The following is a 13,170-nucleotide window of genomic DNA, read 5'->3' as shown; positions in this document are numbered from 1 at the left end:
ATCGCTTCGGTTCAGCCCCAACCCCCGTCATCCCGGGGCCGCGCAGCGGAACCCGGGATCCACCCGTGATGCGCGGCTGGAATATGGCGTCCAGGCCCGTCGTGGATTCCGGGTTCGCCTTCGGCGCCCCGGAATGACGGGAAGTGGCACCGAAGGAATCAAACGGAAACCGTATCAGTTCGTCGACTTGGTGTCGTGCGGCGCGGCGGGGGTCTGCGTGGCCGCCTTGCCGGCCGTATTCGCGGCGGCCTTCGGAACGCCGACCACGTCGATCAGGTCGAACCGCATCCGGTCCTCGGCCGTCTTCAGAAGCGCGTTCGCCTCGTAGTACTTGCCCTGGTCGATCAGGGTGGCGGCCTGGTTCACGTCCGCGGTCGTCTTGTCGAGCGGCAGAACCGCCATGATGAAGTTGACGTCGACATCGGCGACGCGGAGCTTCTCGATGGCGCCCTTCTTGTCGCCCTTCATCAGGCTCTTGTTCGCCTCGGTCACGGCGGACGCCTTCGCGGGCGTGGCCTGGAAGTCTTCCCCGAGCGTGAGCTGCGCATCGACCGGGACCCAGGCGATCTGCCCCGCGCCGGAGGCCGTCTTGTCCGGACCCGTCTGGGCCGGAGCCGACTTGTCGGACGGTGCGGTCGCGGCCTTGCTCGAAGCCGCCAGATCCGCCGGTGTCTTGAGATCGGCTTCCGCCTTGTTGAACACGGCGTCGTCCGCCTTCGCCTTGGCCAGTGCCGTCTTGGCGGCGCCGATCAGGTCCTTGGCCTGGGTGGGGTTGGCATCGAAGATCGCGACGCGGGCGAGATGCATGTCGCGGAAGGCCTGAGCGCCATCCTTCGAAAGCTTGGCGACATCCTTGTCGGCGGCCTTCTGGGCCGGCGTTTCCTGGGTGGCGGTCGGCTTGGTCGCCTGATCGGCGGCGAGAGCGGCGCCGCCCAGAACAGTCGTCGCAACAAGGGCTGCGGCCAGAGACTTACGGTAAGTCATGACGATTCCAATCTATATTTAACTGACTTTGAATCATGCTGTTTCGAACGAGTTCGTTCGATATCTGTACAATCCTCCGACGAAGGCGCTGTTGCATGGACGGGGGATTAAAATAAGTTAATCGAGCGGGGGCAGGTCGGGGGCATCCCGCCGTCGCGGATCGGGGTACATCTCAGACCGATTCCGGTTGAATGGTCCGGTTCGGACCACCCCCGTCATCCCGGGGCCGCGCAGCGGAACCCGGGATCCACCCATGATGCGCGGCTCAACGTGGCATCACGGGTGGATTCCGGGTTCGCCTCCGGCGCCCCGGAATGACGGGAAACAGTATCGAAGGAATCAACTGCAAGCCGTATCAGTCTATGCACGCGGCCAGGGTCGTCGGGACGAGGCGCATCGGCTGCCGCGCCTGAGCCGGCCGGCACGGCCTTCACATCGTTCGGCACAGGGGAGGCCCTGCGCGCCGCGGGCGCGCCGAAACGAAATGGCCGTGCGGGTTCTGCGCAGCGTCCTGGGCGCAGCGGCCCTCCGTCGAGCCGGCCGGCGCGGTTTCGGGAGGCCGGCTCGCTACTCGGCCGCCGGCAGGCTCAGCGACAGCAGCCGCGCCGTGCGCGTCCGCCCGCCCGTGCCGGGGTCCGCGCCGGGCTCGAAGGCGCGGCGGCCGGCGTCGAGGGCGCCGTTGACCGCGTCGATGGCGAGGATCAGCGCGCTGACCATCCGCGAGTCGATGCTGCGCTCGCGGGCTTGGCGCACCACGTCGGCGATGAGCGCGTCGGTCTCGCGGGTGAGGGCGTCGAGGGCGGCGGCCGTTTTCGCCTCGCGGGCCTCGGCCAGGATGTCGAGCAGGCGGTCGAGGATGACGTCGATGCGCTCGCGCCGCTTGCGGGCGAGGCGCTGGCCGAGCCACGCGATGCCCGAGCCCACCGTGCCGCCGAAGAAGGCGACGAGGTAGATCCAGTCCTCGTAGCGGTCGAGGAAGGTCTGCTGCTCGCGCTCGAAATAGTCGACCGCGCCCGGATGGTTGGGAAGCTGCGCGCTCGTGGCGGTGACGGTGGTGTCGTAGTCCGGCGGCTTCATCTGCTGGGCCACCGGCGCGGCCGCGGCCAGCCGCGAGCGCCACTCGAAAAGGTGCTGCACCACCGAGGCGACGGCGACGCGGCTCACCGCGCCGCGGGCCATCAGCCGGTAGGACACGCCCACCGTCTCGACATCCTCCTCCGGGCGCTTCGGCCGGCCGCCGAAGGTGCCGGCGGTGAGGGTGACCGGCTGCAGCGTCGGCATGCGCTGGATGATCGCCTTGCCGTCCGGCACGCTGACGAGGGTGACCTTCCGCTCCGGCGAGGCCGCCTCGACGGCGCGCAGCATCGCCTGCGCCGGCTTGGCGGTGGGAGACGCGATGATCGCCACCGCGTCCACGCGCTTGGATTCGAGCGCCTGGGTGATCTCGGAGGCCTTGAGCGTCACGAGGCCGACCCGGCCCGCCGCGAGGGGCGTATCGCCGGCCGCCTCGTCCTCGGAAGACGCCTTGAAGTCGTAGAAATCGAGCAGGCTCGTCAGCACCGGCAGGTCGGCGACGTGGCGCGTCACCACACCGAGGCGCCGGGTCGAGAGATCGGAGAAGCTCTCGATCTCGCTCGCGTCGGGCGCGGCGATGATCAGCGCCTCGTCGTGGAGGATGGCGAGCGTCAGCCCGTTATCCGGCAGCTTCACGTCGGGCCGCACCACGGCGAGGTCGGCGCGGCCCTGTTCCAGGGCGGCGGCGCTGTCGCGCACGTCGTCGAAGGGGACGACCTGGAGCCGCACATCCTCGTGATTGCGGTTCAGCGCCCGCGCATAGGTCTCGATCAGCCCCGCCTCGACACCGTCGCGCGGGCCGACCGCCACGGTGAGCAGCGTCGGGCGTGAGAAGTAGACGACGAGGCCCGCCACGGCCGCGAACCCGAGGGCCAGCAGGACGTAGAGCCATTCGCGCCTCATGAGCACGGCCACCATGCGGCGGCGCAACCCTCGAAATCGCGTACGATCCATCCAAGATTCATGAATCGAAAACCTGTCCGGATCGTGAAGAACGGATGATCGCGCGAACCGTTTCAAACCGACGTGAAGCAAGGCCCGAGCCGCCGGTCAGCGCCGCGTGGCTCGATCGGGTCACCACGCACTATCTCGACCGCTACGGCGCCTCGTCCGAGATGCTGCGCCGGGTGCTCGCCCGCCGCATCGAGCGCCGCTGCCGCTCCCGCGACGAGGATCCGGGCGCGCATGCCGGGCTGATCGAGGAGACGGTCGCCCGCGCGCAGCGCGCCGGCCTCGTCGACGACGCCCGCTTCGCCGCCGCCCGCCTGCGCGGCTTGCGGCGGCGCGGCACCTCGACCCGCCAGGCGCAGGCGCGGCTCGCCGCCAAGGGGATCGACGCCGAGACGATCGCGGCGACGCTCGCCGTCGAGCGGGAGGAGGCGCAGGGTGCCGAGGCGGGCGAGGCGGATACGGAGGAGCGGGCCGCCCGCGCCTATGCCCGCCGCCGCCGCCTCGGCCCCTATCGCCGCCCGGACGCCCGCGAGGCCCATCGCGAGCGCGACCTCGCGGCGATGGCGCGGGCGGGATTTTCCTACCGGCTCGCCAAGGACGTCATCGGCGGCGAGGCGGAGGACGCGTCGAGCCACGGTGAAGAATGAGCGGCGACCCCTCGACAGGCTTGCCCGCCGCTCCACGTCCGTGGCCACGCGGACCGCTTCCGCTCACGACGACGAGGACGACAGCATGACCGACCGCCACGCGAGCGCCCACTGGGAAGGCGACGGCAAGACCGGCAAGGGCACGATCACGACGCAGTCCAGCGTGCTCTCGGACAGCCCCTACGGCTTCAACACCCGCTTCGAGAACGAGCCGGGCACCAATCCGGAGGAACTGATCGCCGCCGCGCATGCGGGCTGCTTCACCATGGCGCTGGCCTTCCAGCTCCAGTCGGCCGGGCTCAAGGCGACCTCCCTCGACACCAAGGCGGTCGTCACGCTGGTCCAGGACGGCGGCGGCTTCAAGGTCACCAAGTCGGCCCTCACCCTCAAGGCGGTGATCCCCGGCATCGATCAGGCGAAGTTCGACGAACTCGCCGGCAATGCCGAGAAGGGCTGCCCGATCTCGAAGCTGCTCAACGCCGAGATCACCCTCGACAAGACGCTCGCCCAGGGCTGACCCATTCCACCGCCCCGCCGCGTTCCCTTCGCGCGGCGGGATGAACATTTCCGGTGTGCGGGCCAACGCGCCGCATTGATCCCGGCGCGCGCGTGTTCATCTTCCGTTCGATGGACGACAAGCTCGCGCGCAAGCTGCGCATCCTCGCGGATGCCGCCAAATACGACGCCTCCTGTGCCTCTTCCGGTGCGCCGAAGCGCAAGGCCGGCGCGGACGGGCTGGGCTCGACCACGGGCGCCGGCATCTGCCACGCCTACACGCCGGACGGGCGCTGCGTCTCGCTGCTCAAGATCCTGCTGACCAATTACTGCCTGTTCGATTGCGCCTACTGCGTGAACCGGCGCTCCTCGAACGTCGCCCGCGCCCGCTTCTCGGTCGAGGAGGTCGTGACGCTCACGGTCGAGTTCTACAAGCGCAACTACATCGAGGGGCTGTTCCTCTCCTCGGGCATCATCCGCTCGCCCGACTACACGATGGAGATGCTGACCCGGGTCGCCAAGAAGCTGCGGCGCGAGCACGGCTTCCGCGGTTACATCCACCTGAAGTCGATCCCCGAGGCGAGCCCCTGGCTGATCGAGGAGGCGGGGCTCTACGCCGACCGGCTCTCGATCAACCTCGAACTGCCGACCGAGGCGAGCCTCATCCGCCTCGCGCCGGAGAAGGACGGCGCGGCGATCGAGGGGGCGATGAGCCAGATCGGCGAGCGCATCGTCCAGGCCAAGGAGGAGCGCCGCCGCTTCTCGCCCGCCGGGCAATCGACGCAGGTGATCGTCGGGGCGGACGCCACCACCGACGAGGCGCTGATCCGCAAGTCCGCCCTGCTCTACGGCACCTACGGGCTCAAGCGCGTCTACTACTCGGCCTTCAGCCCGATCCCCGACGCCTCCGCCGCCCTGCCGCCGCAGGCGCCGCCGCTGCGGCGCGAGCACCGGCTGTATCAGGCCGACTGGCTGATCCGGTACTACGAGTTCTCCCCAGACGACGTGGCCGGCGCGTCCGAGGACGGCATGCTCGCCCTCGACATCGACCCCAAGCTCGCCTGGGCGCTGAAGAACCGCCACCGCTTCCCCGTGGACGTGAACCGCGCCGACCGCGAGATGCTGCTGCGGGTGCCGGGGCTCGGGGCGCGGGCGGTCGATGCCATCATCAAGGCCCGCCGCCACGGCCGCCTGCGCCTCGACGACGTGGCGCGGCTGACCTCGGGGCTGAAGCGCGCCCGGCCCTTCCTCATCGCCGAGGATTTTCGCCCCGTCACGCTCACCGACCGGCTGGATCTGCGGGCGAAGCTCGCCGAGCCGGCCGAGCAGTTGAGTCTGTTCTGATGGAAGAGGCACAGCCGTCTCATAACCCTCCCCCCTCTGCGGGGGAGGGTGCCCGCGAAGCGGGCGGGAGAGGGGCCGGCTCAGGTCTTTCCGGAAGCGGCGCTCCCCTCACCCGACCCCTGCTGACGCAGGGGCCACCCTCCCCCGCGGAGGGGGGAGGGCGATGTGCGGGTATCCACGTCGTCACCCTCGCGCCCGGCGCGGATCTGTCGGGCTTCCGAGCCGCCGCCCGCCGCCTGATCGCTTCGAGCATCCCCCCGGAAAACACCGTCTGGCAGACGGAGGCCCCGAGCCTGTTCGGCGCCGACCTCGCCCCCGCGGACGACCCGCCGCTCGCGCTCCCCCGCGCGGTGGCCGACCTGATCCCGATGGTCGTGCCCCACCGCGATCCCGAGCGCTACGGCCTGCTCTACACCCTGCTCTGGCGCGTGGTTCACGGCGAGCGGGCGCTGATGGAGGTCGCGAGCGATCCGCTCGTCCACCGCCTCCACCGGATGCGCAAGGCCATCGGCCGCGACCTGCACAAGATGCACGCCTTCCTGCGCTTCCGCCGTGAGCCGGGGGAGGGGGCGGAGCGCTTCGTGGCGTGGTTCGAGCCCGACCATCACATCCTGGAGGCGGCCGCCCCGTTCTTCGTCGACCGCTTCCGCGCGCTGACCTGGTCGATCCTGACGCCGGAAGGCTCGGCGCACTGGGACGGCGCGCTCCGCTTCGGCCCACCCGGACGCCGCGAGGACGTGCCCGACGGCGACGGCTTCGAGGCCGGCTGGCGCGACTACTACGAGAGCACGTTCAACCCGGCCCGGCTCAACCTCGACGCCATGCGCGCCGAGATGCCCCGCAAGTACTGGCGGAACATGCCGGAGACGGCGGCGATTCCCGCTCTCGTGCGGGCGGCGAGCGCCCGCGCGCAGGCGATGATCGAGAAGGAGCCGACCATGCCGGCAAAGCGCGACCCCGTCCGCGCCGTCGCGCGGATGAGCCAGGACGAGCCGGACTCGCTGGAGGCCCTCAACGCGGTCATCGCCCGCTCGGAGCCGCTCGTTCCCGGCGCGACGCAGGCCGTTCTCGGCGAGGGACCGATCGGGGCCAGGATCGCCTTCGTCGGCGAGCAGCCGGGCGATCAGGAGGACCGCCAGGGCCGGCCCTTCGTCGGCCCGGCAGGCCAGCTTCTGTCGCGGGCGCTGGACGAGGCGGGGATCGACCGGGGCGAGGCGTACCTCACGAATGCGGTCAAGCACTTCAAGTTCACGCTCCGCGGGAAGCGCCGCATCCACGAGAAGCCGACGGCCGGCGAGGTGAGCCACTATCGCTGGTGGCTCGACAAGGAACTCGACTTCGTCGCCCCGAAACTCGTCGTGGCGCTCGGCGCCACCGCGGTGCTCGCGCTCACGGGCAAGCAGATCCCGATCACCCGCGCCCGCGGCCCCGCCGAATTCGGCCGGCCGTTCGAGGGCTTCATCACGGTCCACCCCTCCTACCTGCTGCGCCTGCCCGACGAGGCGGCGAAGGAGGTCGCCTACCAGGCCTTCGTCGACGATCTTCGGCGGGCGAATGCCATGGCGGCGTGAAACAATTCTCCGACTCCCGAGGATATCCCGGCAGCGCATTCACGCATTCGCGCCTGGCCGAAGAAGAATCCTTGGGAGAGATCCGATGAGGGCCCTCGTCTGGCACGGCACCCAGGACATCCGCTGCGACACCGTTCCCGATCCTGAGATCGAGGACGATCGCGACGCGATCATCAAGGTGACGTCCTGCGCCATCTGCGGCTCGGACCTCCACCTCTACGATCACTTCATCCCGGCGATGAAGAAGGGCGACATCCTCGGCCACGAATTCATGGGCGAGGTCGTCGAGACCGGCCGGGGCCTGAACGGGACGCTCAAGAAGGGCGAGCGGGTCGTGATCCCGTTCACGATCATCTGCGGCGAGTGCGACCAGTGCAAGCGCGGCTTCTTCTCGGTCTGCGAGCGCTCGAACCGCAACCGCAGCCTCGCCGCCAAGGTGTTCGGCCACGGCACCGCCGGCCTGTTCGGCTACTCGCACCTCACCGGCGGCTATGCCGGCGGGCAGGCCGAGTACGTGCGCGTGCCGTTCGCCGACCGGACGCATATCAAGGTGCCGGATTCGCTCACCGACGAGCAGGTGCTGTTCCTCGGCGACATCTTTCCGACCGGCTGGCAGGCGGCGGTGCAGGCCGACATCCAGCCCCACGACACCGTCGCGGTCTGGGGCGCGGGGCCGGTCGGGCAGATGGCCGTGCGCTCGGCGGTGCTGCTCGGCGCGAAACAGGTGGTCTGCATCGACAGCGTGCCCGAGCGCCTCGACATGGCGCGCGCGGGCGGCGCGATCACCGTCGACAACAGCCGCGAGAGCGTGGTCGAGCGCCTGAACGAGCTCACCCACGGCAAGGGCCCGGAGAAGTGCATCGACGCGGTCGGCATGGAGGCGCACTCGCCGCGGGCCGTCGAGCAGGTCTTCGACCGGGTGAAGCAGGCGATGATGCTGGAGAGCGACCGCGCCTCGGTGCTGCGGGAGATGATCTACGTCTGCCGCCCCGCCGGCATCCTCTCGATCCCCGGCGTCTATGGCGGGCTCGTCGACAAGATGCCGATGGGCGCGGTGATGAACAAGGGCCTGACGATCCGCGCCGCCCAGACCCACGTGAACCGCTGGACCGACGATCTCCTGCGGCGGATCGAGGAGGGCCAGATCGACCCCTCCTTCGTCATCACCCACCGGGCCGGGCTGGAACAGGGTCCGGAGATGTACCGGACGTTCCGGGACAAGCAGGACAACTGCATCAAGGTCGTGCTGCGGCCCTGAGCGTCCGCGGCCCAATCGCGCAAGGCGGAGGTGTCATGGCCCGCGACAGCGACGGATCGGATGGTGGCGCGCTCCGCCGGATCGCGCCGGACTCTCGGCGGCGGCCCGATCCGGCGACGGAAGGGCTCGCCCAGGGCCTCGGCTGGTTCTCCCTCGGTCTCGGCGCCGCCGAGATCGTCGCCGGGGCGTCGATCGCCCGCTGGCTCGGCAAGCCGGAACTGGCGCCCGTCATCCGCGCCTACGGCGTGCGGGAGATCGTCACCGGCGTCGGCATCCTCGGCACGACGGACCCGACGCCCTGGATCTGGGGGCGGGTCGGGGGCGACGCCGTCGACATCGCCACGGTGCTGCCGGCCCTGGAGGAGTCCAACCCGCGCCGGGGCAACGCGATCGTCGCGCTGATGGCGCTCGCCGGCGCCACCGCCCTCGACGCGGTCTGCGCCCGCAACCTGTCGCAGGCGCCGCTCCGGCCCTCGCGCCGGATCCGCCGCGACTACCGGCGCCGCAGCGGCTTCCCGGAGCCTCCGGAGGCGATGCGCGGCCGGGCGAGCGACTTCGAGCCGCCGATGGACATCGTCGGACCGCAGGCGATGCGCGCCTGGACGTCGGCGTGACGCGCGGGCAGCGCCGCTCCGGCCTCAAGCCGCCAGGCGCTGGCGTTCCCGGTCGGCGCGGTAGCTGAGGATCAGATCCTCCGGGATCATCCCGGCGGCCACCGCCACGGCGATCGCGCGGGGCCGCGGGGCGCGCTTCGGCTCGACCACGATCTCTTGGACGATCGCCGCCTCGGTCTCCGGCGCGGGCGCCGGGAGCTGCGCCGCCGTGGCCGCCCGGTCGGCCAGGAAGCGCGCCATGATCTCGTCGGCGAGGCCGGCGAGCACGGTTTCGGCCGTGTCCGGCACGATCGCCGCGGACGCCTCGATCACGGCCGCGCCGATGCGCTCCTCCGGCCGGGGTGCCAGCGGCCACGCGGCGGCGGCATCGGGCAGGCCCGGCTCCGAGGACAGGATGAGGATCTCCGACGGCGCCTCCGCGGCGAGGTGGCCCGCGGCCTCCGATGCCGTCAGCAGGGCGGGCGCCTCGGCCGCTTCCCACGCCTGGGCCTCGGCCTGCTCGTGCGCCAGGATGCGCGCCTCGTCCCGGGCCGCCTCGGCCTCGAAGCGGGCGAGCAGCGCCATCAGGCCGCGGGCTTCCGCGAAGGGCATGCTCTCGCAGGCGGTCAGCGCCGCCTCGATCATTGAACGGGCGAGGCGCGGTCCGTCCATGCCGTTGCGGCCGCCATTGGCGTCGCGCCAGACGGACAGCGCCGCCTGGATCGCCGGCAGAAGCAGGGCGGGCAGGCCGGCGCGGCGGTGGAGGGCGGCGAAGCCGGCGCCGTGCGGCTCCAGGACCAGCCCGGCGACGCGGGCGCGGCTGAGGCCGCTCAGCTCGGCGAGGGCGATCTCCGCGAACGGCAGGCGCAGGGAAAGGATCGCCCGCAGGATCAGCCCGGCGGTGAGTTGCTCCTGCCCCCGCAGATGCGCGACGAGCCGGACGAGCTGCGCTTCCTCGGCCTCGTCGCTGAGGGCGAGGGCGGCGGCGTCGCGGGCCTCGCGGGCGGCGCGGGCGCCGCGCTCGGAGCTGATCCAGCCGGCATTCTGGCCGAAGCGCGAGAGCTGCTCGGCCACCAGGGCGACGATGGCGTGGCGCACCTCGATGGCAAGGTCGGAGCGCGCGAGCAGCGCCTGGCGCAGCTCCGCATCCTCGCCGTGCCGCTCGACCATCCGCATCAGGGCGGTGGTGCCGATCGCGGCCAGCGGATTGCGCGCCAGCGCGACGAGCGAGGGGACATCGCCCACCTCCGCCAGCGCGGCGGCCACCGGCTTCGACAGGTCGGACCGACCGGCCACCGCCGCGCGGGTCTCCTCGCAGCCCATGGCGACGCAATCCACGAGGTCGGCATCCATCAGCACCGGCGAGCGCGCCAGGACGAGGCAGGCGATGTCCGGCTGGTCGGAGGCCAGGGCCACGATCAGCGGGCGCGGCGCCTGGTCGGAATCGGCGCAGGCCTGCGCCAGCGCCCGCCGCACCGCCGCGGCCGGGTCGTCGAGCAGCGCGAGGAGCGCCGTCTTGGCCTCCCAGGCCGCGTCCGGCCCCAGGGTGCCCTGGAGGTAGCTGCGCGTCAGCGTGCCGGCGGCCTCGGCGCGGCGCTCGGGCGTGGCGTTCTGGGTGAGGGAGAGGAACTGGCGGAGGATCATGAGCCGCTCCTGAGGCGCAACGCGGAGGGATCGAACAGCGAGTTTTTCGAAGGCGTGGCGCTCGGCCGGTCCGGCATCGGGCCGGCCATGAAGGTGGCGGCCGGCACGGATGCCGTCGCCGTCAGCCCGGCAGGCCGGCGCGGCGGCAGCGGCACGAGGATGGGCTCCGCGACGGAGGCGGTGTCCGCCACCGGCGCGGGCATCGCCGCCGGCGGGGCGGCGCTCGGCGCGGCCGTGCTCTCCGCCTCGCTCCACCCGTCGGAGCGCGGGAAATAGGTCGGAGCCGTGCGGGCGGCGGCGCTCGCGGCACGGTTCTGCCAGAGCTTGGCCACGCCTTCCGAGATCGCCCCCTGGCGACGGTCGGTCTGGAACAGCGAGCGCAGGCCGCCCTCCAGCGAGGCGTAGGCCGTCGGCACGTTGGCCTCGGCCGCGGCGGTCGCGACCGGGGTCGCCACGCCGGAGGTGGTCTGGCTCAGCACGCCGTAGAGCTCGGAGGAACTGCGCGGGCGCCCGGCGCGGTCGTAGAACAGGCCCCGGTTCGCGGCCGCCGCTTCCGGCAGGTCGAGGGCGGCGGGCCGCGACGGGCTCGCCTGCGCCGAGGCGATCAGCGCGCTCGCCCCCTTCGCGCCGAGGACGTGGGCGGCGTAGAGGTCGCCGGCCGTCGGCTCGCGACCGAGCGCCGCGCTCAGCGCCTCGCCGTTGCGCTGCGTCAGCGCCCCCGCCATCGCCGCGGAGACCTTGGGATCGCGGCGCAGGTCGAGGATCGCCTGCCGCGCCGCCGGGTCCGCCACGGTGTAGCGGCCATCCGCGCCCGCGCTGATCGCGTCGGCGTAGGACGAGAGGCCGAGCTTGGGCCCGGCATTCTTCATCACCCCGAGCCAGGTCTGCTCGATGAACTGGAACAGGCCGGTCGCCGTCGAGGTGCTCGCCTTGGCCGAAGGGTTGAGGCTCGACTCGCGCTGGGCCGTGGCGAGCAGGTAGTCGAAGCCGACGCCGCTCGATTGCGCCCCCTCGCGGATCGCATCGACGACCTCGCCGTTCGCCGCGGAGGACCGCGCCGGGGCGGCGGTCTCGCGGGTTCCGACCGGAGCATTGGTGAACAGGAACATGACGCGTCCCGACGGGACCGTCACTCGGCCCCGTGAAACCCGACTTTCCTGCGCATATGGTAAAAGAAGCTTGAATATTGCCGCTTACGACGCGGCGGATCGATGAAAGCCGTGCCCGTCCCGACCGCTCTCGAAGAAGAGCGAGGCCGGATGGAACGGACGATTGTTCAAAGGGCGCATGACCTCGACCCCTTGCGAGCCCGCCGCGCCGCGCCGCGCCGTCACCGTCGCCGATCTGGCCGCCGCCGACGCGGCCCTGGCGGCGGGCGCCGACGCGCTCGTGTTCGAGGCCGTGCCGCCGCGGGGCCTCGTCGCGGATCTGCGGGCGAGGCGCCCCGGCTTGACGATCTACGCCGCCACCGACGGCCCCGACGATCCGGGCCTCGACGGGCTCATGGCCTGGCGGCCGGACGGCGTGCTGCTGCGCGATGCCCGCTCCGGGCGCGACGTCGCCGCCCTCGGAGCCCGGCTCGCCGTCAGCGAGGCGCTGTTCGGACTGCCCGACGGGGCGACGGCGATCCTCGCCGCGATCGGCCATCCCCTCGGCGTGCTCGAGGCCCGCGGCTTCGCCGGGGCGAGCCCACGCCTCGCCGGCCTCGGCCTCGACGGAACGGCCCTGGCGGCGCGCCTCGGCGGGACGAGCCTGCTGACGCAGGCCCGCGGTCTCGTCCGCCTTGCCGCGGCGGCGGCGGGCGTGGCGGCGTTCGAGGGGCTGACAACGGCCGAGCTTCGCTCACCCGAGAGGCTTGCGGCGGCGCGGCAGGACGGTTTCGAATGGGTCGTAGCGCGGGACCCGGCGGCGGTCGCGGCGGTGCCGCGCGAGGGGGCCGGCTGAGGCCGCCTCGGGCGCATCCGGAACAGGAGAATTCGCATGCTCACCGTCTACGGTGACCGCAAGTCGGGCAATTGCCTGAAGGTGGCCTGGGTCGCGGCCCATCTCGGAATCGATCTCGACTGGCGCGAGGTCGACATCCTGAAGGGCGAGACGCGCAACGCCGATTTCCTCGCCCTCAACCCGGACGGGCGGGTGCCGACCCTGGTGCTGGAGGACGGGCGCAGCCTCGCCGAGTCGAACGCGATCATCGGCTACCTCGCCCGCGACTCCGCGCTGATCCCGGCGGACGCCTTCGCGCAGGCGAAGATGCGGCAATGGCTGTTCTGGGAGCAGTACAGCCACGAGCCCTACATCGCCGTCCGCCGCTTCCAGCGTCTCTATCTCGGCCGGACGGAGGCGGAACTCGATCCGAAACTGTTCGAGCGGGGCCACGCCGCGCTCGCCCTGATGGAGGGGGCGCTGGCGGATCGGCCCTTCCTGGTCGGCTCCGATCTCAGCCTCGCCGACGTGGCGCTGGTGGCCTATACCCGCCTCGCCCACGAGGGCGGCTTCGACCTCGCGCCCTATCCGGCGCTGCGGGCCTGGATCGCCCGCGTTGAGGCCGGGCTCGGCATCGCCGGTCAGGAGTGAAGCCGCATCGGCTTGCCGGCCCGGCCCGTTCTCGA

12 protein-coding genes are annotated in these 13,170 nt (G+C 71.8%); 8 read left to right on the top strand and 4 right to left on the bottom strand.

Annotated elements, in window-relative coordinates; genetic code table 11:
• Nucleotides 1-174 precede the first annotated feature (174 nt).
• Together ABS772_RS18545 and ABS772_RS18540 are read right to left on the bottom strand one after the other, a co-directional pair.
• Complete coding sequence (locus tag ABS772_RS18545; protein WP_350396285.1) at nt 175-984, bottom strand: YfdX family protein; 810 nt, start codon at nt 982-984, stop codon at nt 175-177.
• Between the two features lie 567 nt (nt 985-1,551).
• Entirely contained in the window at nt 1,552-2,961 is a 1,410-nt protein-coding gene (locus tag ABS772_RS18540) for a TAXI family TRAP transporter solute-binding subunit (protein ID WP_350396284.1), read from the bottom strand.
• A 95-nt stretch (nt 2,962-3,056) separates the two neighbouring features.
• Here ABS772_RS18540 and ABS772_RS18535 point away from each other — a divergent pair, with 95 nt between their 5' ends.
• From ABS772_RS18535 to ABS772_RS18510, 6 genes are all read left to right on the top strand, one after another.
• Nucleotides 3,057-3,656, top strand: coding sequence for a RecX family transcriptional regulator (locus ABS772_RS18535; protein WP_407943004.1), 600 nt, complete (start codon nt 3,057-3,059; stop codon nt 3,654-3,656).
• Nucleotides 3,657-3,741: 85 nt separating this feature from the next.
• The gene (locus tag ABS772_RS18530) at nt 3,742-4,173 is read left to right on the top strand and encodes an OsmC family protein (RefSeq protein WP_350396283.1); all 432 of its coding nucleotides are present in this window, start codon (nt 3,742-3,744) and stop codon (nt 4,171-4,173) included.
• 110 nt (nt 4,174-4,283) lie between these two features.
• Nucleotides 4,284-5,495: a putative DNA modification/repair radical SAM protein gene (locus tag ABS772_RS18525; protein ID WP_238258433.1), complete on the top strand. Its 1,212-nt coding sequence runs from the start codon at nt 4,284-4,286 to the stop codon at nt 5,493-5,495.
• A complete protein-coding gene (locus tag ABS772_RS18520) occupies nt 5,495-7,066 on the top strand; it encodes a UdgX family uracil-DNA binding protein (protein WP_407943003.1) in 1,572 nt (523 codons plus the stop codon). Before ABS772_RS18525 ends, ABS772_RS18520 begins: the two co-directional genes overlap by 1 nt.
• Nucleotides 7,067-7,151: 85 nt before the next feature.
• A complete protein-coding gene (locus ABS772_RS18515) occupies nt 7,152-8,324 on the top strand; it encodes a zinc-dependent alcohol dehydrogenase (protein WP_350396282.1) in 1,173 nt (390 codons plus the stop codon).
• A 35-nt stretch (nt 8,325-8,359) separates the two neighbouring features.
• On the top strand, nt 8,360-8,938 hold the full coding sequence (locus ABS772_RS18510; protein WP_238255253.1) for a cyclase dehydrase: 579 nt from the start codon (nt 8,360-8,362) through the stop codon (nt 8,936-8,938).
• Nucleotides 8,939-8,962: 24 nt separating this feature from the next.
• Here ABS772_RS18510 and ABS772_RS18505 read toward each other — a convergent pair whose 3' ends face one another.
• Nucleotides 8,963-10,561, bottom strand: coding sequence for a DUF2336 domain-containing protein (locus ABS772_RS18505; protein ID WP_350396280.1), 1,599 nt, complete (start codon nt 10,559-10,561; stop codon nt 8,963-8,965).
• The gene (locus ABS772_RS18500; RefSeq protein WP_350396278.1) at nt 10,558-11,670 is read right to left on the bottom strand and encodes a transglycosylase SLT domain-containing protein; all 1,113 of its coding nucleotides are present in this window, start codon (nt 11,668-11,670) and stop codon (nt 10,558-10,560) included. The genes ABS772_RS18505 and ABS772_RS18500 overlap by 4 nt, the downstream gene beginning before the upstream one ends.
• Before the next feature lie 178 nt (nt 11,671-11,848).
• On the opposite strand from ABS772_RS18500, the gene ABS772_RS18495 reads away from it, so the two are divergent.
• Nucleotides 11,849-12,505, top strand: a complete 657-nt coding sequence (locus ABS772_RS18495; RefSeq protein ID WP_350396277.1) for an aldolase — start codon at nt 11,849-11,851, stop codon at nt 12,503-12,505.
• Between the two features lie 36 nt (nt 12,506-12,541).
• Nucleotides 12,542-13,135: a glutathione S-transferase family protein gene (locus ABS772_RS18490; RefSeq protein ID WP_350396275.1), complete on the top strand. Its 594-nt coding sequence runs from the start codon at nt 12,542-12,544 to the stop codon at nt 13,133-13,135.
• Nucleotides 13,136-13,170: the final 35 nt, after the last annotated feature.

Origin of the sequence: Methylorubrum podarium (genome assembly GCF_040270385.1) — a bacterium.
In the GTDB taxonomy this organism is placed as follows: Bacteria; Pseudomonadota; Alphaproteobacteria; order Rhizobiales; family Beijerinckiaceae; genus Methylobacterium; species Methylobacterium podarium.
Note: the sequence above shows the minus strand (reverse complement) of the source record. Positions and strands in the feature narration are given on the sequence as shown.

Coding starts and splice junctions, on each gene's coding strand:
- ABS772_RS18545 (WP_350396285.1), bottom strand. CDS start 984: ATGACTTACCGTAAGTCTCTGGCCGCAGCCCTTGTTGCGACGACTGTT.
- ABS772_RS18540 (WP_350396284.1), bottom strand. CDS start 2,961: ATGAGGCGCGAATGGCTCTACGTCCTGCTGGCCCTCGGGTTCGCGGCC.
- ABS772_RS18535 (WP_407943004.1), top strand. CDS start 3,057: ATGATCGCGCGAACCGTTTCAAACCGACGTGAAGCAAGGCCCGAGCCG.
- ABS772_RS18530 (WP_350396283.1), top strand. CDS start 3,742: ATGACCGACCGCCACGCGAGCGCCCACTGGGAAGGCGACGGCAAGACC.
- ABS772_RS18525 (WP_238258433.1), top strand. CDS start 4,284: ATGGACGACAAGCTCGCGCGCAAGCTGCGCATCCTCGCGGATGCCGCC.
- ABS772_RS18520 (WP_407943003.1), top strand. CDS start 5,495: ATGGAAGAGGCACAGCCGTCTCATAACCCTCCCCCCTCTGCGGGGGAG.
- ABS772_RS18515 (WP_350396282.1), top strand. CDS start 7,152: ATGAGGGCCCTCGTCTGGCACGGCACCCAGGACATCCGCTGCGACACC.
- ABS772_RS18510 (WP_238255253.1), top strand. CDS start 8,360: ATGGCCCGCGACAGCGACGGATCGGATGGTGGCGCGCTCCGCCGGATC.
- ABS772_RS18505 (WP_350396280.1), bottom strand. CDS start 10,561: ATGATCCTCCGCCAGTTCCTCTCCCTCACCCAGAACGCCACGCCCGAG.
- ABS772_RS18500 (WP_350396278.1), bottom strand. CDS start 11,670: ATGTTCCTGTTCACCAATGCTCCGGTCGGAACCCGCGAGACCGCCGCC.
- ABS772_RS18495 (WP_350396277.1), top strand. CDS start 11,849: ATGACCTCGACCCCTTGCGAGCCCGCCGCGCCGCGCCGCGCCGTCACC.
- ABS772_RS18490 (WP_350396275.1), top strand. CDS start 12,542: ATGCTCACCGTCTACGGTGACCGCAAGTCGGGCAATTGCCTGAAGGTG.